Raw genomic sequence first — 24,584 nt, 5'->3', positions numbered from 1 at the left:
ATGAGGAGGTAAAAGGGGCAAGGTGCCAGGGAATTTGGCATGATTATGTGCATGAATTCCACACTCGTGCTGCTCATCGCACTGCTCGTCGTTGTAGGCATCCTCATTGTCCTCCTTTTCTGGGGCCTGAACCGGCGCAAGAAGAACACGGTGAGCTTTGAAAAAACAGAACCCACCAAAGAGCTCACCCAAGCCGAAAAGTCTGGAAATTACCAAGCGCAAGGTGGATTCCAGTTCCAGAAAGCCGAAGCCCCAGAGGCTGTTCCCGTAACTGAGGAGATCAAGCCTGCTGGGGAGCCAAAGGCCGCGGAGGTGCCGCCGGTTGTTGCGCCACCAGTGGTCATCCCGCCACAAGTGGTGGAGCCTGAACCCGAGGCTGAGGTTGCAGAGGTGGCAGAGGTGGCAGACGTGGTGGCGTCGGAACCTGAAACCGCGCCAGAGCCAGAACCAGTCGTTGAGGAGATCGCACCGGCGTCGGGGCGGATTGGGAAGCTGCGTGGGCGCCTTTCTCGCTCACAGAATGTGTTCGGTAAGTCCGTGCTGGGGATCCTCAGCGCGGGTGACCTCGATGAGGAAGCCTGGGAGGACATCGAGGCGATGTTGCTGCAGGCCGACCTTGGTGTGCAGATCACAGACAAGGTGGTCACGCAGCTTCGGGAGACGATCGCCGAGCGAGGTGTTGCAAGTGAAGAGCAAGCCCGCCAGATGCTGCGTGAGGTGCTCGTGCAGGCTTGCCACCCCGAGCTGGATCGCGCTGTGAAGGCCATGCCGAACGAGGGCAAGCCCGCGGTGGTACTGGTTGTGGGTGTGAACGGCACCGGTAAGACCACCACCACCGGCAAGTTGGCACGAGTGCTCGTCTCCTTGGGGCATTCGGTGGTGCTCGGTGCGGCAGACACCTTCCGTGCCGCTGCCGCCGACCAGCTAGAAACCTGGGGCCGCAGGGTAGGCGCGCACACCGTGCGTGGCGCTGAGGGGGCCGATCCCGCGTCCGTGGCTTTCGATGCCGTGGCGCAAGGTGTTGAGCGGGGTGCCGACGTGGTCCTGGTAGACACCGCGGGCCGCCTGCACAATTCCACCAACTTAATGGACCAGCTCGGCAAGGTGAAGCGAGTGGTGGAGAAGAAGGCCAAGGTGGATGAGGTGCTGCTGGTGCTCGACGCCACCACAGGCCAAAACGGCATGCTCCAGGCAAAGACCTTCGCTGATGTTGTGGACATTACGGGCGTGGTACTCACGAAGCTCGACGGCACAGCCAAGGGGGGCATCGTGTTCCGTGTCCAAGAGGAGCTCGGTGTGCCAGTGAAGCTCGTGGGTCTGGGCGAGGGTGCAGATGACCTGGCCCCGTTTGAGGTGGAAGGCTTTGTGGATGCGCTGCTTGGCTAGCGCATTGCGCCGTTGACGGTGCCCCCGCGTGTGTGCGCGGGGGTATTTTTCTGCCCCCATTTTCTATAGCTCTACAGGTGTTTCCTTTCATGGGGGTAATGGTAAACCTAGTGAACTATAGAAACTCTTTCCTATAGGCCTATAGTTATCCGCGTACAGATCTTGTGGAAACGAATTCTAGGAGGATCGCGATGACTGATGAAGCGATTTTGATGTCCTCGGGCAACTCGGCGTGGATGCTGATGTCTGCGTCGTTGGTGCTGCTCATGACACCGGCGCTGGCATTTTTCTACGGCGGCATGTCACGGCAGAAGTCCGTGCTGAACATGATGATGATGAGCTTCGGCGCATTGGGTGTGGTCTCAGTCATTTACGTTCTGTGGGGATGGTCGATGTCCTACGGCTCGCAAACCGTGGCAGGCCTGTTTGCTAACCCATTCGAGTTCTTCGGGTTGAAGGACTCCATCGTGGATTCCTCCGGCGCGTACATTGAAGGCGCGTCAGGGTACGCCAACATCATTGACATTGGATTCCAGCTCACCTTCGCTGTGATCTCCACCGCGCTGATCTCCGGTGCGTTGGCAGAGCGTGTGAAGTTCAGCACCTGGCTGGTGTTCTCCGGCCTGTGGGCAACCTTTGTGTACTTCCCACTGGCACACATGGTTTGGGGCGGCGGTTTGCTCTCCCACAGTGAGATCTCGCTCGCCGGCATGATGTTTGGCCTGGTGGATGGCGAGGCGGCGGTCAGCCCAATCGACTTCGCAGGCGGCACCGTGGTGCACATCTCCGCAGGTACCACCGCCCTGGTGCTGGCACTGCTCGTGGGCAAGCGCCGCAATTTCATGAAAGTTCCACAGCGCCCGCACAACCTGCCATTCGTGATGCTCGGTGCAGCGCTGTTGTGGTTCGGCTGGTTCGGCTTCAACGGTGGTTCCGCTTTCGCCGCAGATGGCCTGGCAGGCCTGGCATGGTTGAACACCACCGCGGCCACCGCGGCAGCAATGCTCGGCTGGTTGGCAGTGGAAAAGATCCGCGACGGCCACGCAACCTCTCTCGGTGCGGCCTCCGGCATCGTCGCCGGACTCGTGGCAATCACCCCAGCTGCGGGTGCGCTCACCCCAGTCACCTCCCTCATCCTGGGCGTCATCGGCGGTGCGCTCGCAGCATTCGGTGTGGGCCTGAAGTACCGCTTCGGATTCGATGATTCCCTGGACGTTGTGGGCGTGCACCTGGTTGCTGGTTTGTGGGGCACCGTCGGAGTGGGCCTGCTGGCCACCGATGCCGGCGCGCTTACCGGTGGCGGTGCGGACGGCTTCAAGTTGTTCATCGTCCAGATCGTGATTGCGGTAGTGGCAATGCTGTTCGCGGGCCTCGTCTCCTGGGCGCTGGCGGCAATCCTGAAGGCCACCATGGGCTGGCGCGTAGATGACGAGGCCGAGTTCGGCGGCATCGACGCCGCAGAGCACGGTGAGTCCGCGTATGACGATGCCGCATCAGCGCTATAAGATTTTGAAAATAGGGCCAACAAGCCAATAGGAAGGGATGAGAACATGAAACTGGTAACCGCCATTGTGAAGCCGTTTACCTTGACCGACGTGAAGGATGCACTGGAGCAGGCCGGGGTGCATGGCATGACCGTCTCCGAAATCCAAGGCTTTGGTCAGCAAAAAGGCCACACCGAGGTCTACCGTGGTGCCGAGTACGCCGTGGACTTCGTCCCCAAGGTCAAAGTTGAAGTAGTGGTCTCCGACGCCGCCGTGAACGACGTAGTAGACGCCGTAGTCCGTGCGGCGCAAACCGGCAAAATCGGCGACGGCAAGGTGTGGGTTACCCCCGTGGAGGAGCTCGTCCGAGTCCGCACGGGTGAGCGTGGCGAGGCCGCAATCTAGTGACCACCGACACACAAACGCGGGCGCTTGCAGTGTTGCAGGCGCTCGCTTTGCCTATTGGAACCAGCCTCGTTGCCACTGGATCGCTCGCTCGCGGCGAGATGACCGAACACTCCGACGTAGACCTCATCCTCCTCCACGAACCTGGCACCGAGATCGACCCCAACATCTGGTACCCCGTGTGGGACGCTAAACTCCGCCTGGACTATGCGGTGCGCACCCCCTTGGAATGCGTGGAAATCATGCGCCAAGACTCCACCGCCGCACTCGCACTGCTGGACATGCGCTTCATCGCAGGCAACGAGGAACTCGCGCGCACCACCCGCGAAGAAGTGCTCAAAGCGTGGCGCAGGCAACTCGCCGCCAACTTTGACCAGGTGGTAGACCTCGCGATCGCCCGCTGGCGGCGCAGCGGATCCATGGTGGCCATGACCCATCCCGACCTCAAACACGGGCGCGGGGGGCTGCGTGACATCGAACTCATCAGGGCGCTGGCCTTGGGAAATCTCGCGGATCAACCGGATCTCAGCGAACAGAGAAAGCTGCTTCTCGACGTGCGCAGGAAGCTCCACCTCCACGCGGGACGCGCGCGCGACGTCCTCGACCCCGAGTTCGCTGTCGATGTGGCGATAGACCTCGGGTTCAAGGATCGCTACGAGCTATCCCGGGCGCTTGCACAGGCGGCACGCACTGTAGACCAAGCCCTCAACCAGGCCTTGGAAACCGCCCGCGGGGTGCTGCCCAAGCGGACGTTTCTGCGCGCAAAGGTGCGCCGTCCAGTGGATGTGGACGTGGTGGAATCCCAAGGCCAGCTTGAGCTGGCGCGCAACCCCAATTTGGAGGACCCAGGGTTGCTGCTGCGCGTGGCCGCAGCGAGCGCACGCACGGGCCTGCCTATCTCCGCGCCAACCTGGGCGCGTCTGAGCCAACTGCCGCCCCTGAGTGCACCGTGGCCGGAAGTGGTGGCCAATGATTTCTTTGCGCTGCTGAGCTCCCCAGAGGTGATTAGTCAGCTCGACGAACACGGCCTGTGGGCGCCGCTCGTGCCTGAGTGGGAGCACATCCGCGGAAGGATGCCGCGCGAACCAATCCACATCCACACAATCGACCAGCACAGTTTGGTGGTGCTCAGCCTGTGCGCCCAGGACAGTGTGCATGTGGCCCGCCCGGATTTGCTGATGCTCGCGGCACTATTTCATGACATCGGCAAAGGCCAAGACCGACCCCACGAAGAAGTGGGGGCAGAGATGGTTGCAGGCATGGCAGAGAAACTCAACCTCTCCGTGCAAGATACCGCCGTGGTCCGCACACTGGTTGCCCAGCACACCCTCATCCCGCAACTGGTGAGCACCACGGATTACCAAAGCGAAGCCGTAGCCGAAGTGTTGCTGGACGCCCTCAACTACGACCCACTGACACTCGACCTCCTCGAAGTGCTCGTGCGCGCAGACGCCCAAGGCACTGGCCCCGGAGTGTGGTCGCGAAACCTGCAATACGGCACCGCCACACTGTGTGCAGGTGCCGGCAGCAAGCTCCATCAAGCCCCGCCACAGCCACCCCAGCTCCCCGCGAGCATGCCTTTAGGGGTGCGGCTCTTGGCCGCGTCGAACACCTCCGCCGAGATCACCTTCCATGGCAGCAACCTTGCCGACTTTGACTGCCTGCTTGCCGTGATCGCCGCGATGGAATGGAACATCGAGAAGGTGGAGATGGATTTCTCCGGCAGCGTGCGCGCCCGCCTTGAGGTCTACAACCTGCTGGGCAAAGGCTTTGACGAGCAGCGCTTCCTGCAGATTCTGGCCTCCAAGGTGCACACGGCGGTTCCGGCGGGCGCGCCGGGGCTGTTTGCCACGTTCTGGAACGGCCCCATTTTGGAGGTGCGTGCCCAAGACCGAATGGGGGCCTTTGGCACGTTGCTGAAGGCCTTGCCGCCGCTGCGCTGGCTGCGCTCAAGTACACCGGGTGCCACGATGATTATGGTCTGCGAGCTTGAAGAGGGCTTCCAACGTGCGGAAGTGGAGCGCGCGATGGCGCGAGCGCTTTCGCCGAAACAGCGCTGATCGGATAGCATGGAAATGTTTGACCCGCGCCAGCAACGGGTAACCACAGGGAAATTTTTAGGAGCGTGAACGCGTGTTTGAGTCTTTGTCTGATCGCCTGAACAGTGCCCTCGGGGGCCTGCGAGGCAAAGGGAAAGTCACGGAAGCGGACATCAACGCCGTATCACGCGAAATTCGCCTGGCGCTGCTGGAGGCAGACGTCTCCCTGCCCGTTGTGCGCGGATTCATCTCCAGGGTGAAGGAGCGCGCGCTGGGAGCGGACGTTTCCAAGGCGCTCAACCCTGCTGAGCAGGTCATCAAGATTGTGAATGAGGAGCTCACGGGCATCCTCGGCGGCGAAACCCGTCGCATCAACCTTGCCAAGACTCCGCCGACGGTCATCATGCTCGCCGGCCTCCAGGGTGCCGGTAAGACCACGCTCGCCGGTAAGCTCGCCAAGCACTTGGCTGAGCAGGGGCACACCCCAATGCTGGTGGCCTGTGACCTGCAGCGTCCAGGTGCCGTGCAGCAGCTTCAGATCGTCGGTGAGCGCGCGGGTGTGCCCACCTTCGCCCCTGATCCAGGCACCTCCCTTGACTCCAATGATCACGAGATGGGCACCTCCCACGGAGATCCAGTGGCAGTGGCGCAGGCTGGTATTGAAGAGGCGCGGCGCACGCAGCATGACGTGGTGATCGTGGACACCGCCGGCCGCTTGGGTATCGACGAAGAGCTGATGGCTCAAGCCCGCAACATCCGCGACGCCGTGAACCCAGACGAAGTGCTCTTCGTGATCGACGCGATGATCGGCCAGGACGCCGTGAACACCGCGGAGGCATTCCGCGACGGCGTGGACTTCACCGGCGTGGTGCTCACTAAGCTCGACGGCGACGCACGCGGTGGTGCGGCCCTTTCCATCCGCGAAGTCACCGGCAAGCCCATCATGTTCGCCTCCACGGGCGAGAAGTTGGAAGACTTTGACGTTTTCCACCCCGAGCGCATGGCAAGCCGTATTTTGGGCATGGGCGACGTCCTTACCCTCATCGAGCAGGCCGAAAAGACACTCGACCAAGAACAGGCACTGCAAACCGCGGCGAAGCTCCACTCAGGTGAACTCACCCTGGATGACTTCCTCAACCAAATGCTCATGGTTCGCAAGATGGGCCCGATCGGCAACATCCTGAAAATGCTGCCCGGCGGCAAGCAGATGCAGCAGATGGCGGACATGGTGGACGAGAAGCAGCTCGACCGCATCCAAGCCATCATCCGCGGCATGACCCCCGCCGAGCGCGAGAACCCCAAAATCCTCAACGCTTCCAGGCGCAAGCGCATCGCAAACGGTTCCGGCGTGAGCGTTGCCGACGTCAACCAGTTGGTGGATCGCTTCTTTGAAGCCAAGAAGATGATGGGGCAGATGACCAGCCAATTCGGCATGGGGCCGATGGGGCGCAGCGCGACCAAAAAGAAGCCCAAGGGCCGCAAGGGCAAGAACGGCAAGCGCAAGCCAGCCAAGAACAGGCCTCAAGCACCGCAGATGCCGGGAATGCCGGGTATGCCGCAGATGCCGGGTATGGGTGGCATGGGTGATTTGGCTGAACTGCAGAAACAGCTTGGCGGGCAGCTTGGCGGCCAGGGTCTGCCGAAGGGCTTTGAGAACATTGACCTCAATAACTTGGACTTCGGCCAAGGGAAGAAGGGATAAAAGTTTGCGGGAAGTTGGTTCCCGCGGCTGTCTCCTGTAAAGTTGTTGAGGCTGTCTGGAGTTCCAGGCACCACTGTTCATTCCTGCATTACGCCGAGTCCGTCTACGGTCGGCCGGCAACAACGTCACATGCAGGACAAACAAATGGGATGAACCTCGTAAGGTCACCAACATTGCTGGAAGATTTTGGCGTGTTGCTTACGGTATGCACTTCCCAGTGACCACATAGAAAAGAGTTTCACATGGCAGTCAAGATCAAGCTGCAGCGCATGGGTAAGATCCGTAACCCTCAGTACCGCGTGGTGATTGCAGACGCACGCACCCGCCGTGACGGCAAGGTAATCGAGAACATCGGCATCTACCAGCCAAAGCAGGAGCCTTCCCTCATCCGCATCGATTCCGAGCGCGCACAGTACTGGCTGGGCGTTGGCGCACAGCCAACCGAGCCTGTACTCGCACTGCTCAAGGTCACCGGCGACTGGCAGAAGTTCAAGGGCCTCGAGGGCGCAGAGGGCACCCTGAAGGTTGCCGAGGAAAAGACCTCCAAGCTCGAGCTGTTCAACCAGGCACTTGCTGAGGCCAACGAAGGCCCAACCGCTGAGGCAATCACCGAGAAGCGCCGCAAGGCCAAGGAAGAGGCAGAGGTCAAGGCCGCTGCTGAGGCTGAGGCTGCAGCGAAGGCTGAAGCTGCTGCTGAGGAGCCTGCTGCTGAGGCTGAGGCTGAGGCAACCGAAGAGGCTGCTTCTGAGGAGTAAATCTCCCAATCAACAATTCTTCCCGCAGGTCTATCCTGCGGGATTTTTTGTGCCCACCACCTACTGGTGCCGCTCCCCGGTGAGCATGGTGAGCAGGAGCTTTGCGCCGGAAGAGGATTCCTCGCAGGTCACAGCATGGGGGAGGAGCTCGGTGAGGTGCGCCACCATGCCGGGGCGCAACAAGTGGGTTTCGCCCTGGCATTGCAGGAGCAGTTCGCCCTCGATGCACTGCAGGGTGATGGGGTGCGCGGCCTTGTGCTCAAGCAGGCGCTGTCCTGGGGCGAAGGTGAACAGGATAAGGTTTGCTCCGTCACCCTCCAGGTAGCGGGCTGCGGATGGTGCGGGGCGCTCCGGGCGTGGCTCGGGAGCGGCGCTGGCGGCGTCGAAAAGCGTGAACGTGCCGGCGCTGCGCTGCGGGGCGCCGAAAGTGTCCGGTGAGTTGGTGTCCATGAATCCATGCTAGCGGCGGTTGCTAGAGTGGTGCCTATGGAATTGATGATCGGGCGTGTGGTGAAGTCGCACGGTATTAAAGGTGAAGTTGCCGTGGAGGTCACTACTGATGAGCCGGAGATCCGCTTCGCGCTGGGCGAGGTGCTCAAGGGCGTGCAGGGGAAAAAGGAGCACCGGCTTACCATCCAAACTGCGCGGGTTCACCAGGGGCGTCTGCTGATCAAATTTGAGGAGATCCCGGACCGCACACAGGCGGATTCGCTGCGCGGCACCAAGTTCATGGCTGAGCCGCTGGAGACGCCCGAGGATGAGGAAGGCTTCTACGATCACGAACTTGAAGGGCTGAAGGTCCTCAAACAGGGTGAGGAGATCGGGGAGGTCACCGGCGTGATGCACGGGCCCGCCGGGGAGATTTTGGAGGTGAGGCTCGCCAGCGGCAAGGAGGCGCTGGTGCCTTTCGTCCACGCGATCGTCCCGGAGGTGGACTTGGCGCGCGGCGTCGTGGAGATCACCCCGCCAGAGGGGTTGCTGGAGCTGTGAGGAAGGTGCAACTCGACGTCATCACCATCTTCCCGGAGTACCTCGACCCGCTTCGCCACGCGCTGTTGGGCAAGGCGATTGAGAAGGGCATCCTCCAGGTAGGCGTGCATGACCTGCGCGATTGGGCGAGTGATGTCCACAAGTCCGTAGACGACTCACCCTTCGGCGGCGGCCCCGGCATGGTGATGAAGCCGGAGGTCTGGGGGCAGGCACTCGACGCCGTAGCCAGCGGCGAAGCGTCGGGTGCGCAGCTTCACTCCGCGGTGCCACACGTGCACAAGCCGCGTCACGACGAGCTCCAGGGCATCACACAACAGGGGTACATGGCCGCGGAAGGTGGCGAGGATAGCTCTCTGCCCCTGTTGATTGTGCCCACGCCGGCGGGCAAGCCCTTTACCCAAGCGGACGCGCAAGCGTGGAGCAACGAGGACCACATAGTGTTCGCCTGCGGTCGCTACGAAGGCATTGACCAGCGCGTGGTGGAGGACGCCGCCAAACGCTACCGAGTGCGCGAAGTCTCCATTGGCGATTATGTGCTCATCGGTGGGGAGGTGGCGGTACTCGTGATCGCCGAGGCAGTGGTTCGCCTCATCCCTGGTGTGCTGGGCAACAGCCGCAGCCACCTTGAGGACAGCTTCTCCGATGGATTGCTGGAAGGACCGAGCTACACCAAGCCGCGGGTCTGGCGCGGGCTGGAAGTACCCGAGGTCCTGTTCAGTGGCAACCACGCCCTGGTGGAGCAGTGGCGCAGGCAGCAGTCCTTGCTGCGCACCCTGCAACGGCGCCCCGAGCTTTTGGAGCAGGTGGAACTCAGCAAAGCGGATCGGGCATTTCTTGAGCAATATGAGGAGGAACAGCAATGACGGCAACGAGCGTGGAGGTATTCGCACTGCTCACACAGAAGGATGCGCAACGCGCACAGGAACTGTTGCCCCGGGCGAAGTTCACTCAAATGGCTATGGCCTGTGAGCCGGACAACATGCTGGTCAACGAATTTCAGCAGCGTGAGGGGCGCCCGCCGATCGCGGAATCCCTGTATCGCATTGAGTTAGACGGTGCTGACGCGGCTTTGGGTACTGGTGTGATTGTGGACGCGCTGCCGCAAGGGGCGTACTGGTACGGGTCTTCGCGCTAGCGGCCCGCCCGCGGCTAAAATGGCCGGAATGAGTGCCAACATTGCAGCAACAATCGCAGAAGAACTCCAGGTAGCGCCCCACAAGGTGCATGCCGCACTGGAACTTCTCCAAGAAGGCAACACCGTGCCGTTCATCGCCCGCTACCGCAAGGAAGCAACCGGCGGGCTCGACGACTCCCAACTGCGCCTCATCACCGAGCGCCACGCCTACCTCAGCGAACTCGAGCAACGAAAACAGACGATCCTCGCCGCCATCGAAGAGCAGGGAAAACTCACTGAGCAACTGCGCGCGCTCATTGAAGAATGTGACACCAAAGCCCGCCTCGAAGACCTCTACCTCCCGTACAAGGTGCGCCGCAAAACCAAAGCGGACGCAGCCAGGGAAGCAGGTTTGGAGAAGCTTCTCGACGCCATCCTCGCCCAGCCCAGCCAGGATCCCAATGATATTGCGGCCAGCTTCACCAGCAAGGATTACCCGGATACGAAAGCGGCGCTCGAAGGAGCACGGGCTATTTTTGTGGACCGCTTAGCAACGGATGCGGAACTCGTCGGAAATGTTCGCGAGCACATGTTTGCCCACGGCACCCTGCGTTCTGAAGTGGTTGCTGGCAAAGAGGAAGAGGGGGCGAAGTTCCGGGATTACTTTGCGTTTAGCGAGGCATTCCACACGCTGCCCAGCCACCGGGTGCTTGCGCTGCTGCGCGGTGAGCATGAGGGCGTGCTGCAGCTCACCTTCGATGAGGGGGACCAAGCGCTGTATGAAGCAATGATCGCCACCCAACACAACCTGGATACCTCCCAGCCGTGGATTGCCAAGGCGATTGGGTGGGCGTGGCGCACGAAACTCGTGGTGTCCGCCAGCCTGGACGTGCGCATGCGCCTCAAAGAGCAGGCGGAGGCAACCGCGTATGAGGTGTTTGCCAACAACTTGCGGGACGTTTTGCTCGCCGCACCTGCCGGGCAGCGCGCCACACTGGGGCTGGACCCTGGGTACCGCAACGGCGTGAAGTGTGCGGTGGTGGACTCAACGGGCAAGGTGCTGGATACGCTCATCGTGTATCCGCACCAGCCTCAGAACCGCTGGTCGGAGGCTGTGCAGTCGCTCGCCGGTGCCTGTGCCACACACGGGGTGGAATTGCTGGCGGTGGGCAATGGTACCGCTTCTAGGGAGACGGAAAAGCTTGCCGGTGAAGTGGCAGCCCTCATCAAGCAGGCCGGCGGGAAAGCACCTCAAGCGGTGGTGGTTTCTGAGTCTGGTGCCTCCGTGTATTCGGCCTCCGAAATCGCGGCGGCTGAATTCCCCGAGATGGATGTTTCCCTGCGTGGGGCGGTTTCCATTGCCCGCCGCCTCCAGGACCCGCTGGCCGAACTGGTGAAGATCGACCCGAAGGCGATCGGCGTGGGGCAGTACCAACACGACGTCAATCAGACGAACCTTGCGCGCACCCTCGACGCCGTTGTGGAAGACGCCGTGAACGCGGTGGGCGTGGACCTCAACACTGCCAGCGTGGCACTTCTTGCCCGCGTGGCCGGCGTGAACACCACCATCGCGGAAAATATTGTGCGCTACCGCGATGAACACGGAGCATTTTCCTCCCGCGCCGGTTTGAAGAAGGTCCCTCGGCTGGGTCCCAAAGCCTTCCAGCAGTGCGCCGGCTTCTTGAGGATCCGCGGCGGCAACGACCCCTTGGATGCTTCCGCAGTTCACCCCGAGGCCTATCCGGTGGTGCACCGCATTTCCCAGGCCACCGGACTCGGCGTGGCTGAGCTCATTGGGAATACGCGTGTGATTTCAGGGTTGAAGGCTGCTGACTTTGCCGACGACATCTTTGGCATCCCCACCGTCACCGACATCCTGAGCGAGCTGGACAAACCCGGCAGAGACCCACGCCCTGAGTTCAAAACCGCCACCTTCAAGGAGGGTGTGGAAAAGATCTCTGACCTCAAGGAAGGCATGATCCTGGAAGGCACCGTGACCAACGTTGCGGCTTTCGGAGCCTTCGTGGATGTGGGCGTACACCAAGACGGATTGGTGCACGTCAGCGCCCTGGCAAACCGCTACGTTGCAAACCCTCATGAGGTGGTTCGATCCGGGCAAGTGGTCAAAGTCAAGGTCCTCGAAGTGGACGTGCCGAGGAAGCGGATCAGTCTCAGCATGCGGCTTGAAGACGAGCCGAAGGAGAAGGGGAGTGTCCGCGATAGAGGGAAGCGACCGGGTGCGGAACGTGGCCGCGCGCGGGGCGGTGCCGGCGGCTCTGGTGGCTCTAGTGGCTCTGCTGCTGGCGGATCGATGGCCGACGCCCTGCGCAACGCCGGGTTCGGGCGCTAAGGGTTCGGGCGTTAGGGGTTCGGGCGCTAGTACCTGTTCGTGTTGATGTTGGCGCTGGCGTGGGGCTTATGCAATAATGTTCAGGTTGTCTGCCTCAACTTTCTTGTTGGGGCTGGCTGCGCTTGAATTTGTAGTGGATATGAACCGGCCGAGCGCCCCAATGGGGAAGTGCCGCTAGGGTCCTCTTTCCTCAAAAAGAAAAAGGTTTGTTTCAATGAACATTCTTGACAAGGTTGATGCAGCGTCCCTGCGCAACGATATTCCTGACTTCCGCCCAGGCGATACCCTTGACGTGCACGTTAAGGTGATCGAAGGCCAGAAGTCCCGTGTGCAGGTGTTCAAGGGCGTCGTGATTCGTCGCCAGGGCTCCGGCATCCGCGAGACCTTCACCGTCCGCAAGGTTTCCTTCGGCATCGGTGTGGAGCGTACCTTCCCAGTGCACTCCCCAAACATTGACCACATCGATGTGGTTACCCGCGGTGCAGTTCGCCGTGCAAAGCTGTACTACCTGCGCGAACTTCGCGGCAAGGCAGCCAAGATCAAGGAAAAGCGCTAATACTCGCGATTACTCGCTAGTGCTACTGTGCACAATGCCCCCAACCAGTGGAAATGCCCACTTGGTTGGGGGCTTTTCCTTATTTCGCCCACTTTCGCCGACTTTTCGCAGAGTCCGGCCTTACCCGAGGCTCCGCCACCTCAAGGGTTTGGGGTGCCGTCATGAATGTATGCAAGTGGAGCTCGGTGGGCAACATGTACCCACCCCTTGCGCATATACCCCAGGGGGTATAAACTTCCAGGAAGCGAAACAGAAAGGAAGTGGCAAGATGTGCCGTCCCGTACCCTGCAAGAGCTGTGGGAAAACAACCTGGGCTGGCTGCGGCCAGCACGTTGAACAAGTGAAGGCAAGTGTTGCGCCGGGGCAGTGGTGTACATGCGGCGCAGAAGAGGCCACAGAGCCCACTACAAAACGTCGGGGGCTGCTGGGCTCCCTGTTTGGATAGGGCAGCGCATGGCAACCACCGTCATTGTGGGTGGCGTGGCAGGGGGCATGTCTACCGCCACCAGGCTGCGCAGGAATTGTGAAGACCGCGAGATCATCGTTCTGGAAGCCTCAGACTATGTGTCCTTTGCCAACTGTGGGCTGCCCTACCATGTGGGCGGGGTGATTGAGGAGCGCGGCTCCCTGCTGCTGCAAACCCCGGAAAGCCTCAAAGCGCGCTTCAACATCGACGTGCGCGTAGGCACCCGGGGCCGGGTAGTGAGCATCGACCGCGCCGCCCGCACCGTCACAACCGAGACCGACGAAACCATTGCATACGATGAGCTCGTCCTTTCCCCAGGCGCTACCCCCAGGGCGCTCAACATTCCCGGCGAGGAGCGCGCGCTCTCCCTGCGCTTGGTGGAAGACATGGACGCCATCACCCAGGCGGCCGCGAGCGCAAAAAGCGCCGTGATCCTGGGCGGGGGCTTCATTGGCCTCGAACTCGCGGAAAACTTCACTCACCTCGGCGTTCGCAAAACGGTAGTCCAGGCCGCGCCGCACATCATGGGTGGCCTCGACCCCGAAATGGCCGAGGTGCTCACCCAACACATCGAAAAGCATGGCGTAAAAGTGCTCGTGGGTGCCAGGGCTCAGGAGATCACTCCGGATGAGGTGCTGCTTTCCGACGGCACCCGCCTTGCCGCGGACCTGGTAATTTCCGCAGCCGGCGTGATCCCGAACTCCGAGCTGGCGCGCAACGCTGGCCTAGAACTCAGCCCCGAAGGCGCGATTTTGGTGGATGAGCAGCAACGCACCAGCGACCCCACCATTTATGCCCTCGGGGACGCTGCCGCGAAACGCGATGCGATCAGCGGGGAAGAGGTGCTTGTGCCGCTTGCGCAGACCGCCAACCGCCATGGGCGCCTCGTCGCGGATGTGATCGCTGGCAAGTTTGTGGCCTCGAGCCCTGTGCTGGGTACCGCGATCATCGGACTGTTCGGGATGGCGGCCGCGAGTGTTGGCTGGAACGAACGCCGTGCACGGGCGGCTGGCAAGAATGTGCGCGTGATCCACCTGCACCCCACCAACCACGCCGGCTACTACCCAGGTGCGAGCCAGCTTCACATCAAGGTAATCGTGGACGTGGACACGGACACCCTGCTTGGTGCGCAGGTGATTGGCAAGGAGGGCGTGGACAAGCGTATCGACGTCCTCGCGGTGGCCATGCGCGCAGGTATGAAGGCGAGCGGACTTGCCGATCTGGAACTCGCCTACGCCCCACAGTTTGGCTCCGCGAAAGACCCAATCAATATGGTGGGCTTTATCAACGACAACGCCGTACACGGCGAACGCACGATTCAGTGGCATGAACTCGATCGCGCCATCTCAAAGGGTGCAATCTTGGTGGACGTGCGCACCCCAGGTGAGCATGCCGCCGGTTCCATCCCTGGGGCAGTGAACTATTCCCTCGATGACCTGCGCCAACGCTGGCAGGAGCTGAAAGGGAAGGACGTTGTGGTGCACTGCCAGGTGGGTTTGCGCGGCCACATTGCGGCGAGCCTGCTGCGTGGCTATGGCATTGATGCAGCCAACCTTGATGGCGGCTACCTCACCTGGCGTTATGGAGTTGCCGCAAGCACCCGCACCCCCAAGCAATGAGTGAGCTGCGGCCTGCCTTGGGGGCGTCGGTACGCGCGGTGCAGTAAGCTCGATGCTCGTGAGCGACCAAGAACACGGGCGTGTGCGCCGCACCGCCAAAGAAAAGAAGCCACTGCCGTGGTACTTCGAGATCCCGCTGGTGATCCTCTGCACGATGGCGTTGATTATCGCGATGCAGACGTTCATCGGCAGGGTCTACATGATTCCCTCTCAGTCCATGGAGCCCACGCTGCATGGCTGTACGGGATGCACCGGCGACCGCATCTTTGTGGAGAAGGTCAGCTACTACTTTGATGAGCCCGCGCAGGGCGACGTAGTGGTGTTCAAAGGTACCGAGTCTTGGAACACCGCCTTTGTTTCACAGCGCAGCCAGAACCCGGTGATCCGAGGCATCCAAAACGTGGGGAGCTTTGTCGGCGTGGTCGCACCCGATGAGAATGACTTGGTCAAGCGCATCGTTGCCACGGGTGGGCAAACAATTCAATGCTTGCCGGGGGATGAGGGAATCACTGTCGACGGCACCGTGATTGACAGTTCCTACACCCTCAACCCGCCCGAATACACCCCTGCGGTGCCAGAGTGCGGCGGGGACTACTTCGGGCCGATTACCGTGCCAGAGGGCAACGTGTTCGTGATGGGGGATAACCGCACGAATTCCGCGGACTCCCGCTTCCACATCGGCGACGAGTTCCAGGGAACCATCCCGGTGGAAAACATCAAGGGCAAGGCGTCGTTCATCCTCTTCCCGCTGACCCGGATCGGGACGATCAGCTAGCCGTGCGCCGCCTCCGCCAGTTGCGCACAATGGAAGTTGCGCTGCACAAGCACGGCTTGGGGCCGGTGGCAGGTGTGGACGAAGCCGGGCGAGGCGCCTGCGCGGGGCCCATGACCATTGCAGCCTGCATCTTGCCGGAGCGGATCATTCCCGCACTGGAGGGGCTTAACGATTCCAAGCAGCTCACGGAGGCCACCCGGGCCAAATTATTTCCACTGATTCAGCGGCACAGCCTGGCGTGGTCACTGGTGCATGTGCCTGCGCGGGAGATCGATCGCTTTGGTGTGCAACACGCGAACGTGGAGGGGATGCGCCGCGCTGTGGCCAGGTTGGGTGTGCAACCGCGGTATGTGCTCACCGACGCACTGAAAGTCCCTGGCATGCCCATGCCGTACTTGCCGGTGATCGGCGGGGATGCAACTGCCCGCTGCATCGCCGCTGCGAGCGTGTTGGCCAAACATGCCCGTGATACCCTCATGAGCTCACTGGATGCGCAATATCCGGAGTATGGGTTCGCGCTCCACAAGGGATATGGCACAAAGGCACACATGGATGCGGTGCGCCTCAACGGGGCAACGGATGAACATCGTTATAGTTATGCCAACATCGCCCGCGCACTCAAACTCGAGGGTGCACGCTAGACACACACGCTAGACACAAGGGAACAATATGAGCGCTGAAGAACTCGACAACTACGAGGCCGAAGTTGAGCTGAGCCTCTACCGCGAATACCGCGACGTCGTCAGCCAATTTTCCTACGTTGTGGAGACCGAGCGCCGCTTCTACCTGGCCAACGCCGTAGAGGTGATCCCGCACACCCAGGGCCCGGAGGTGTACTACGAAGTCCGTATGTCGGATGCTTGGGTATGGGACATGTACCGCTCAGCGCGCTTTGTGCGCTATGTGCGCGTGATTACCTACAAGGATGTGAACATCGAAGAGCTGGATAAGCCAGACTTCATTGTGCCTGAGCAGTAGCGGCTGAGTGGGCTGGGGTGGGGTAAAAATGAAGCCAAGCAAGATAGCCGTGGGGCTTGATGCTGGTGCCGGTGGCAAAGAAAACACCAGCGAGGGGGAAAAGCTCCGGCGCGGCAAGGAGGTGTGGCAAGGGGGTTGGGGGTGTGAGGGAACCAAAAGGGGGGTGAAAACAGACCAATAGTGTTGAGAGGTTTTCACCTCAACTTTTATCAACACTCAAGGGGGAAACAATGCAACAAGGAAAGGCCCAGCTCGATCAGCACCAGCGGGACGTATTGGGGAAAAAGGGGGAGAACATCGCTGCACGCTGGCTCGCGGCGCGCGGGCACACGCTCCTGGCCCGGAATGTGCGCTACCCGGTGGGCGAGATTGACATCATCACCTCCGACCCTCAGGGCAACACGGTCTTCGTGGAGGTCAAAACGCGCTCAACCACAGCATTTGGGTCCGTGGAATCGATCACCCGCGCCAAGATGCACCGGCTGCGCAAAGCCGCGGCACTGTGGCTGAAGGAAAACCCCTGCCAATCAATTCGCTTTGACGCCTTGATCATCCAAATGGGCCGGCATCAGGACCTCAAAGTGGATTACTACCAGGGGGTTGAATGATGGCGATGGCAACCACCTTCAGCGCGGCACTCGTAGGAGTAGAGGCGCAGCTCGTCCAGGTTGAGGCAAACGTGGGGCAGGGGCTTCCCGGAACATACATCGTGGGCCTCGCCGACGCCTCCATCGCCGAAGCCCGAGACCGAATGAAAACAGCCGCCAGCAACTTAGGTCTGCAATGGCCGAAAACCAAGGTTGTGGTGGGGCTTTCGCCCGCCAGCTTGCGCAAGCACGGCTCCCACTTTGACCTCGCAATGATGATGGCAATCCTCACCGCAGGCCAGCCCCGCCAACGCGGCGATGTCCTCATCATGGGTGAAGTGAGCCTGAAAGGTGAGGTACTGGGCGTGCCGGGTGTGCTGCCTGCCCTACTCATGGCGCGGGAACATGGCATCACCCAGGCCGTGGTGCCGCACGCAAACCTCAGCGAGGCCCTGCAAGTAGAAGGTGTTGAGGTGTACCTGGCGCAGCAGGCGGATCATGTGTGGCAGTGGCTGCAGGGTATCCCGCTGCTGAAAACGGCGCAGGAATCTGGTGCGGGGGAGCGTTCCGACGCCCACCCGGCGGCGGCCAACGAATCCGATATGGCGGACATGGCGGACATGGCCGACGTTGTGGGCCAGCCCGAAGCGAAGTGGGCCGCGGAGGTGGCAGCCGCAGGTGGCCACAACATGTTCATCGTCGGTCCACCTGGAAGTGGTAAATCCATGATCGCCATGCGGATGCCCAGCATCATGACGGAGCTGGATAACGCTCAAAGGCTGGAGGTGCAGGCAATCCGGTCCGTGCTTGGGCAGCCGCCAGTGGCTGGAGTGCCGATCGTAGCCCCGCACCACGGGGTAAGCGTTGCCGGCCTGCTTGGCGGCGGCTCCGGAAGGCCGTTGCCCGGCGCGGTGAGTTTGGCGCACCACGGTGTGCTGTTCTTGGACGAGGTCAGTGAGATGGCCGCGAGCGTCTTGGATAGCTTGCGGGTGCCGCTGGAGGAGGGGCAGGTCCGGATGGTGCGCAACCACACAGAGTTGCGTTTCCCGGCTCGCTTTCAACTGATTTTGGCGGCGAATCCGTGTAGATGTGGTGCGGAGGAGCCCCAGGATTGCCGGTGTAGTGCTGTGCACCGGGCACGGTATTTGCGCAATGTCTCTGGTCCATTGCGCGATCGTTTGGATTTGTTTGTACGCACCTATTCCAAGGGGCAGCAGGTGCGGGAGCTGACCCCGGTTTCCAGCGCGCAGATCGCCAGTAGGGTGGCTGCGGCAAGGGGGCGGATGCTCCGACGATTCGGCGTGCCCAATGCGCACATGGACCCCCATGTGCTGCGCAGGCAGTTCCCGGCTGATGAGGCGGGGATGGCACTGCTGCAGAGCTACCTTGAGGAAGGCATTGTGACCCAACGTGGCGTGGATCGTGCGTTGAAGGTGGCGTGGACAATCGCTGATCTGGAGTCTGCAAAGCGCCCGGGGCTCGATGAGGTAGCGAGGGCATTGGAGCTGCGTGAACATGCCTAACACTCCCTCAACAAAGGATTCCCGGATGTTGGCCTGGGCGTACCTTGCCCGGGTGTTTGAAGGGCCAAGCCGGCACCTGCAGGCGTTGCTGCAGCAGGGCGAGGACGTGGAAAAGATCGCCCACGGTATCCAGCACCGCGAGCCCTGGCTCGGGGAGATCCTGCACTTGACCCGTAGTAGATACCAGGAAAACCGCGCTAAGGAAGACCTTGCGCTCATGGAGAAGCTCGGCGGAAGACTCGTCACGGTGGAATCCCCAGAGTGGCCCACGTTTCAATTTGCCCAAGGATTCGCATACGCCGAGCTCAACGACTTTCAGCACATCTCCCGTTACGAGGCCGAGGCGGTGGAGCCCCACTGCTTGTGGGTGCGGGGGATGAAACTGGATGTGATCGCGGCAAAAGCCGTAGCCATCGTGGGGACCCGCGCGGTGAGCAGCTACGGGGCTCGGGCCACCCGAACCCTCGCCACTGGCTTGGCTCAGCAGGGATATGCGATCATTTCCGGCGGCGCGCTGGGGGTGGACACCCACGCACACCAAGCAGCGCTCGACGCTCAAGGTATCACCGCGGTGCTGCTCGCCCGAGGCGTGGACGCCGCCTATCCGGCTGCAAACGCGGGGTTGTTTAAGAAGGTGGTGGAACAAGGCGCGGTGATCTCCGAGTATCCTCCGGGAGCAACGCCACACAGGCACCGCTTCTTGGCAAGAAATCGCCTGGTCGCGGCCCTGAGCCAAGGAGTGGTGGTCACCGAGGCGCCGTATCGGTCCGGGGCGCTGAACACACTGAGCTGGGCGGCGGCGCTGGGGCGGCAGGCAATGGGGGTGCCGGGGCCTATCGACGTCCCCAACTCGCTGGGGGTCCATGAAAGAATCCGGGCCGGGGAGGCGCACCTAGTGAGCAACGCTGAGCACGTCAATGAGCTGATTGGGCACATGGGAGTGGGGCAACAGGGTGAAAGTGCTGGTCCTAAAGCCGCGCAATTGGAGCTGGACCTCGCACCTACCGCTACTCAAAAGCTCAACTACCGGGAATTACGGGTGTTTGACTCTGTGGATTACACCCCATTGCCCACGGATGTGATCGCAAAAGAAGCTGGGCTTCCGGTGGGATTGTGCGTGAAAATCCTGCTTCACCTCGAGCGGGAGGGCCTGGTGCGGCGGGATCGAAGTAATTGGCTCAGGAGCCGGAGCTGACAGATTGCGCGCTGGCGTTGCGCCATTGCCACCCAGCCACCTAAAGTAGGTGAGGCAAGCCTTAGTAGAGTGGCTTTCGGTAAGCACAGCGGTTCGGGCTGGAGCCGCGCTTCACCACAGGTACTCCACACATACTAGGGTGTGCACTATGGGTGAGTTAGACGCAAAGGCGGGCCGCACAGTGTGCGGCTCGCCTTTGGCGCGCACGGAGGAACTGATCGCAGACTACGCCGAGCACCTAAGGCTCGTGCTTGGCCGCTCCGAGGCCACCATTCGCTCCTACTCATCGGATCTGCAGCTCTTCGCTCAGGACTATCCCACCCTCGGCGAATTCGAGCTGGGCAATCTTCGCGCATGGCTGGGCGAGCAAGTGCGCGCCGGGGCGGCGCGCACCACGATGGCCCGCAGGATCGCTGCGGCAAAAGGGTTCGGCGCCTGGTTGGTGGCGCAGGGTTACCTGAATGCAAACCCGGCCGCGCGCCTGGCGGCACCCAAGGTGGGAAGGCCGCTGCCAAAGGTGGTGGCGCAAAGCCAGATGGCTGAGGTGATCGATTCCCCAGCTTCACGCACTGAGGAAACCTTTGTCCGGGATCGGGCAATTCTTGAACTCTTGTATGCAACAGGCATCCGTGTTTCTGAGCTCTGTGGCATTAACGCTGCTGACCTGGACCTCAAGCGCAATACCGTGCGGGTGCGTGGCAAGGGCAATAAACAGCGGGTTGTTCCTTTCGGCGAACCTGCTGCGCGCGCTCTTCAAGCCCTGCTCCGATCGAGCCCTGTTGCCGCAGCAACGGAGGAGCCTGTGTTCCGCGGGGTGCGCGGTGGCCGCATCGGACCGCGGCAAGTCCGCAAGATTGTTGCGGAAGCAGGGGACCTGCACGGCGTCGAAACGCTCGGTCCGCACGGGCTGCGCCACAGTGCGGCCACCCACATGCTCGACGGGGGAGCGGACCTGCGTGTGGTTCAGGAACTGCTCGGGCACTCCTCGTTGCAAACCACGCAGATATACACGCATGTGAGCATCGCCGGACTTACGGAGGCATACAAGCAGGCACATCCGCGCGCGTAGGTCTGTGGCAGCGTTATGTGTGCAGTGGTTTGAGGCGGATGATCGGGGGTTTCAGCAACCCCAATGGATTGCGGTAGGAATCGGGGCCGTCTCGCACGCCCCAATGCAGCCCAGGGTAGCCATCGGTGGAGTGCCCCAATGTGCCAATGAGCTGGCCTTGCGTTACTTCCTCTCCGGCGGCCACACGTGAGTGCACCGGTTGGTAGGTGGTGCGAAGCCCATCAGGGTGGTCAATGGATACAACTGGCGTGCCGGCCACAACACCAGCGAACGCGACCACGCCCTCCTGAGCGGCAAAAATCGGCGCCCCAACCGCGGCCTGCAAGTCCACGCCCCTGTGCCCCGGAAGCCAGTTCGGCGTGGGGGCGTCGTACGCCCTCAACACCCCATGCACCCGCTCGCTGGTGGAGATTGGATGAACGTAGGCCCGCGCGGCGGGAATTGAGATGAGGAGGGTGAGGATGATGCATAGCAACACAAGGAGCAGGCGTGCGGGGCGCCGGGGGAGAGCAGTGTTCATACTTGCTTAGACTGCGGAGAAGGTGGCGTCGGTTCCCTGCCCGCTTCATGCCAGCTCGCACCGAGTTTTGGATTCGGTTTTGGGGGCGGCTTTGTGATAGCATTTTTCGCTGGCAGTGGCTCCATGCGCGTGTTGCATGCGCGGTGCATGTGAGGTGCTGACTTCGCGCGGTCGCATCGCCTTTGCAAAAACCTCGGTCTAGCTTGGGTTTTTGAAGGCACTTGGTGCAAGACATGGTCCCGCGTCACCTTGCTTGAAAGGTGGCACCATGCGGGTGTTTTGCCAAGATATGCGGCAGCTAGGGCACAGGGAAAACCTGGGCATGAACATCAACCGAAACTACAAGTACAGAAAGGGAGCACCTCATGGCAGTTGTTACCATGCGCGAGCTTCTCGACTCTGGTGTGCACTTTGGCCACCAGACCCGCCGTTGGAACCCAAAGATGCGTCGTTTCATCTTGACCGACCGCAACGGCATCTACATCATCGATCTTCAGCAGACCCTGACCTACATCGATGAGGCATACGAGTTCGTTAAGGAGACCGTTGCTCACGGCGGCTCCATCCTCTACGTTGGCACCAAGAAGCAGGCTCAGGAAGCAGTTGCAACCGAAGCTCAGCGCGTTGGCATGCCTTACGTGAACCACCGTTGGCTCGGCGGCATGCTCACCAACTTCCAGACCGTTTCCAAGCGTCTGCACCGCCTGAAGGAACTCCAGGCAATGGAGGAAGCAGAGAACGGCTATGAAGGCCGCACCAAGAAGGAAATCCTCCTGCTCAACCGCGAGCGCACCAAGCTCGAGCGCGTTCTCGGCGGCATCTCCGAGATGAGCAAGGTTCCTTCCGCTCTGTGGATCGTGGACACCAACAAGGAGCACATCGCTGTTGCTGAGGCGCACAAGCTGAACATCCCAGTGGTTGCCATCCTGGACACCAACTGCGACCCAGACGTTGTGAACTTCCCAGTTCCAGGCAACGATGACGCAATCCGCTCCATCGACGTGCTCACCCGCGTGATCTCCTCCGCAGTCATCGAGGGCAAGAAGGCCCGCGAAGAGCGTGCACTCGCCGCTGCGAAGGAAGCTGCTGGCGACGCCAACAAGGAGACCGCTGAGGTAGCAGCCAAGGTTGAGGCTCCTGCAGAGGAAGCCGCTGAGAATGCTGAGGTTGCCGCAAAGGTTGAGGCACCTGCAGAGCAGGCTTAAACTGCTCTCGAAGCATCACGCAACGAACCAACACTAGATTTTAAGGATCAACATGGCGAACTACACCGCTGCAGACGTCAAGAAGCTGCGCGAAGTCACCGGCTCCGGCATGCTCGACTGCAAGAAGGCTCTCGAGGAGACCGGCGGCGACTTTGACAAGGCCGTTGAGGTACTGCGCATCAAGGGTGCCAAGGACGTGGGCAAGCGCGCAGAGCGCAACGCAACCGAGGGTCTGATTGCCGTTTCCGGCAACACCATGGTGGAGATCAACTCCGAGACCGACTTCGTGGCAAAGAATGCAGAGTTCAAGGACTTCGCACAGAAGGTTGCCGACGCAGCCGCTGCTGTGAAGGCCAACTCCGCTGAGGAGCTCGCCGCTGCTGACGTTGACGGCAAGCCAGCCGCTGAGGCAATCCAGGAGCTCTCCGCCAAGATCGGTGAGAAGCTCGAGCTGCGCCGCGCAGTGACCCTGGAGGGTGAGAACCTCTCCGTGTACCTGCACCAGCGCTCCGCCGACCTGCCACCAGCAGTGGGCGTGCTCGTTGCATACACCGGCACCGGTGAAGCCGCTGAGGCTGCAGCACACGCTGCCGCTATGCAGGTTGCCGCACTCAAGGCTGCATACCTGACCCGCGAGGACGTTCCTGCAGAGATCGTTGCCAAGGAGCGCGAGATCGCAGAGCAGATCACCCGCGAAGAGGGCAAGCCAGAGCAGGCTATCCCCAAGATCGTGGAAGGCCGTCTCCAGGGCTTCTACAAGGACGTTGTGCTCCTCGAGCAGGCATCCGTTGCAGACTCCAAGAAGACCGTCAAGCAGCTCGCTGACGAGGCCGGCATCACCATCACCGGCTTCTCCCGCTTCGAGGTTGGCCAGCACTAATACCGTGCTTGGCTCACAAGGCGCCCAAGGGAATGTACACCCTGGGCGCCTTTTTGTATGCCTTCTAGCCGGACCCGGCGGGGCACATGCAAAGTGTGTGAGCGCGGTGCGGTAGAATGGCAGGGATTGTGCCGCGCCACAAAAGCGGTACAGGCGGAACCGGCACAGGCACTTGATGAGTACAGAATTATCAGCGAGTTACCGCGGCACACCGGATATGTACGGTCTTCATACCGAGGAAGGAACACCATAATGGCACGCACCGCATACAAACGAGTGATGCTCAAGCTCGGAGGTGAAATGTTCGGCGGTGGATCCGTTGGCATTGACCCAGACGTGGTGCAAAACGTGGCTCGCCAAATTGCCTCCGTGGCGCGCACAGGAGCGGAGATCGCAGTGGTGATCGGTGGCGGCAACTTCTTCCGCGGCGCCCAGCTTCAACAACGTGGCCTGGATCGCAATCGTTCGGACTACATGGGCATGCTCGGCACAGTGATGAACTGCCTGGCACTCCAAGACTTCCTGGAGCAGGAAGGCATTGATTCCCGCGTGCAAACCGCGATCAACATGGCGCAGGTTGCGGAACCATATCTGCCGCTTCGGGCAAAGCGTCACCTGGAAAAGGGCCGCGTCGTTATCTTTGGTGCCGGTATGGGCATGCCGTACTTCTCCACCGACACCACCGCAGCGCAGCGCGCGTTAGAAATTGATTGCGAGGTGCTGCTCATGGCGAAGGCCGTGGACGGTGTGTACTCCGATGATCCACGCACCAATCCAGACGCCGAGCTGTTTGCAGAGATCACCCCGCGGGAGGTTATCGAGCGCGGCCTCAAGGTTGCCGACGCCACCGCGTTCAGCCTCTGCATGGACAACTCCATGCCAATCCTGGTGTTCAATCTGCTCACCGAAGGCAATATTGCCCGCGCGGTTGCCGGTGAGCGTATCGGAACCCTTGTGCAATCCTGATACCCTAATACCACCCCAAA

General features: G+C 61.3%; 24 protein-coding genes. 22 read left to right on the top strand and 2 right to left on the bottom strand.

What is annotated here, in order from left to right; genetic code table 11:
- Positions 1–51 precede the first annotated feature (51 nt).
- The 6 genes from ftsY to rpsP all read left to right on the top strand — a co-directional run bounded on the left by ftsY (position 52) and on the right by rpsP (position 7,771).
- Complete coding sequence (gene ftsY, locus NQ050_RS00585; protein ID WP_257037295.1) at positions 52–1,386, top strand: signal recognition particle-docking protein FtsY; 1,335 nt, start codon at positions 52–54, stop codon at positions 1,384–1,386.
- A 191-nt stretch (positions 1,387–1,577) separates the two neighbouring features.
- Positions 1,578–2,891: an ammonium transporter gene (locus tag NQ050_RS00580; RefSeq protein ID WP_257037294.1), complete on the top strand. Its 1,314-nt coding sequence runs from the start codon at positions 1,578–1,580 to the stop codon at positions 2,889–2,891.
- 45 nt (positions 2,892–2,936) lie between these two features.
- Positions 2,937–3,275, top strand: coding sequence for a P-II family nitrogen regulator (locus NQ050_RS00575; RefSeq protein ID WP_257037293.1), 339 nt, complete (start codon positions 2,937–2,939; stop codon positions 3,273–3,275).
- Complete coding sequence (locus tag NQ050_RS00570; protein WP_257037292.1) at positions 3,275–5,335, top strand: [protein-PII] uridylyltransferase; 2,061 nt, start codon at positions 3,275–3,277, stop codon at positions 5,333–5,335. Before NQ050_RS00575 ends, NQ050_RS00570 begins: the two co-directional genes overlap by 1 nt.
- Before the next feature lie 73 nt (positions 5,336–5,408).
- Positions 5,409–7,016 carry a signal recognition particle protein gene (gene ffh / locus NQ050_RS00565; protein WP_257037291.1) on the top strand — a complete coding sequence of 536 codons (1,608 nt, stop codon included), beginning with the start codon at positions 5,409–5,411 and terminating at the stop codon, positions 7,014–7,016.
- 242 nt (positions 7,017–7,258) lie between these two features.
- The gene (rpsP, locus tag NQ050_RS00560; RefSeq protein WP_257037290.1) at positions 7,259–7,771 is read left to right on the top strand and encodes a 30S ribosomal protein S16; all 513 of its coding nucleotides are present in this window, start codon (positions 7,259–7,261) and stop codon (positions 7,769–7,771) included.
- 60 nt (positions 7,772–7,831) lie between these two features.
- Here rpsP and NQ050_RS00555 read toward each other — a convergent pair whose 3' ends face one another.
- Positions 7,832–8,221, bottom strand: coding sequence for a cupin domain-containing protein (locus NQ050_RS00555; RefSeq protein WP_257037289.1), 390 nt, complete (start codon positions 8,219–8,221; stop codon positions 7,832–7,834).
- Positions 8,222–8,257: 36 nt separating this feature from the next.
- Here NQ050_RS00555 and rimM point away from each other — a divergent pair, with 36 nt between their 5' ends.
- From rimM to NQ050_RS00490, 13 genes are all read left to right on the top strand, one after another.
- Positions 8,258–8,761 carry a ribosome maturation factor RimM gene (gene rimM / locus NQ050_RS00550; RefSeq protein WP_257037288.1) on the top strand — a complete coding sequence of 168 codons (504 nt, stop codon included), beginning with the start codon at positions 8,258–8,260 and terminating at the stop codon, positions 8,759–8,761.
- 5 nt (positions 8,762–8,766) lie between these two features.
- Entirely contained in the window at positions 8,767–9,624 is an 858-nt protein-coding gene (trmD, locus tag NQ050_RS00545) for a tRNA (guanosine(37)-N1)-methyltransferase TrmD (RefSeq protein ID WP_257037357.1), read from the top strand.
- Entirely contained in the window at positions 9,621–9,896 is a 276-nt protein-coding gene (locus tag NQ050_RS00540; RefSeq protein ID WP_257037287.1) for a hypothetical protein, read from the top strand. Before trmD ends, NQ050_RS00540 begins: the two co-directional genes overlap by 4 nt.
- 28 nt (positions 9,897–9,924) lie before the next feature.
- Positions 9,925–12,225: a Tex family protein gene (locus NQ050_RS00535; RefSeq protein ID WP_257037286.1), complete on the top strand. Its 2,301-nt coding sequence runs from the start codon at positions 9,925–9,927 to the stop codon at positions 12,223–12,225.
- Between the two features lie 214 nt (positions 12,226–12,439).
- Complete coding sequence (gene rplS / locus NQ050_RS00530) at positions 12,440–12,781, top strand: 50S ribosomal protein L19 (protein ID WP_257037285.1); 342 nt, start codon at positions 12,440–12,442, stop codon at positions 12,779–12,781.
- Between the two features lie 453 nt (positions 12,782–13,234).
- Positions 13,235–14,866, top strand: coding sequence for an FAD-dependent oxidoreductase (locus tag NQ050_RS00525; RefSeq protein WP_257037283.1), 1,632 nt, complete (start codon positions 13,235–13,237; stop codon positions 14,864–14,866).
- A 52-nt stretch (positions 14,867–14,918) separates the two neighbouring features.
- The gene (gene lepB / locus NQ050_RS00520) at positions 14,919–15,641 is read left to right on the top strand and encodes a signal peptidase I (protein ID WP_373456401.1); all 723 of its coding nucleotides are present in this window, start codon (positions 14,919–14,921) and stop codon (positions 15,639–15,641) included.
- A gap of 2 nt (positions 15,642–15,643) precedes the next feature.
- Complete coding sequence (locus tag NQ050_RS00515) at positions 15,644–16,282, top strand: ribonuclease HII (RefSeq protein WP_257037281.1); 639 nt, start codon at positions 15,644–15,646, stop codon at positions 16,280–16,282.
- A 28-nt stretch (positions 16,283–16,310) separates the two neighbouring features.
- On the top strand, positions 16,311–16,619 hold the full coding sequence (locus tag NQ050_RS00510; RefSeq protein ID WP_257037280.1) for a DUF2469 domain-containing protein: 309 nt from the start codon (positions 16,311–16,313) through the stop codon (positions 16,617–16,619).
- Positions 16,620–16,849: 230 nt separating this feature from the next.
- Entirely contained in the window at positions 16,850–17,227 is a 378-nt protein-coding gene (locus NQ050_RS00505; protein WP_257037279.1) for a YraN family protein, read from the top strand.
- Positions 17,227–18,729: a YifB family Mg chelatase-like AAA ATPase gene (locus NQ050_RS00500; RefSeq protein WP_257037278.1), complete on the top strand. Its 1,503-nt coding sequence runs from the start codon at positions 17,227–17,229 to the stop codon at positions 18,727–18,729. Before NQ050_RS00505 ends, NQ050_RS00500 begins: the two co-directional genes overlap by 1 nt.
- Positions 18,722–19,924 (top strand): DNA-processing protein DprA, encoded by a 1,203-nt coding sequence (gene dprA, locus NQ050_RS00495; protein WP_257037277.1) that lies wholly within the window; start codon positions 18,722–18,724, stop codon positions 19,922–19,924. The genes NQ050_RS00500 and dprA overlap by 8 nt, the downstream gene beginning before the upstream one ends.
- Positions 19,925–20,072: 148 nt before the next feature.
- Positions 20,073–20,993 (top strand): tyrosine recombinase XerC, encoded by a 921-nt coding sequence (locus NQ050_RS00490; RefSeq protein ID WP_257037276.1) that lies wholly within the window; start codon positions 20,073–20,075, stop codon positions 20,991–20,993.
- Positions 20,994–21,006: 13 nt separating this feature from the next.
- Here the strand turns inward: NQ050_RS00490 and NQ050_RS00485 are convergent, their stop codons facing one another.
- Positions 21,007–21,513, bottom strand: coding sequence for a M23 family metallopeptidase (locus NQ050_RS00485; RefSeq protein WP_257037275.1), 507 nt, complete (start codon positions 21,511–21,513; stop codon positions 21,007–21,009).
- A 365-nt stretch (positions 21,514–21,878) separates the two neighbouring features.
- Between NQ050_RS00485 and rpsB the strand changes: the two genes are divergently transcribed.
- The 3 genes from rpsB to pyrH all read left to right on the top strand — a co-directional run bounded on the left by rpsB (position 21,879) and on the right by pyrH (position 24,564).
- Entirely contained in the window at positions 21,879–22,718 is an 840-nt protein-coding gene (gene rpsB, locus NQ050_RS00480; RefSeq protein ID WP_257037274.1) for a 30S ribosomal protein S2, read from the top strand.
- A gap of 52 nt (positions 22,719–22,770) precedes the next feature.
- Positions 22,771–23,598: a translation elongation factor Ts gene (gene tsf, locus NQ050_RS00475; RefSeq protein WP_257037273.1), complete on the top strand. Its 828-nt coding sequence runs from the start codon at positions 22,771–22,773 to the stop codon at positions 23,596–23,598.
- Between the two features lie 252 nt (positions 23,599–23,850).
- A complete protein-coding gene (gene pyrH / locus NQ050_RS00470) occupies positions 23,851–24,564 on the top strand; it encodes a UMP kinase (RefSeq protein WP_257037272.1) in 714 nt (237 codons plus the stop codon).
- The last annotated feature ends 20 nt before the right edge of the window (positions 24,565–24,584 follow it).

The organism is Corynebacterium sp. 122RC1 (assembly GCF_024580955.1).
GTDB classification, from domain to species: Bacteria; Actinomycetota; Actinomycetes; order Mycobacteriales; family Mycobacteriaceae; genus Corynebacterium; species Corynebacterium kozikiae.
The sequence above is the reverse complement of the archived record's forward strand: the minus strand, read 5'-3'. Positions and strand labels throughout refer to the sequence as shown.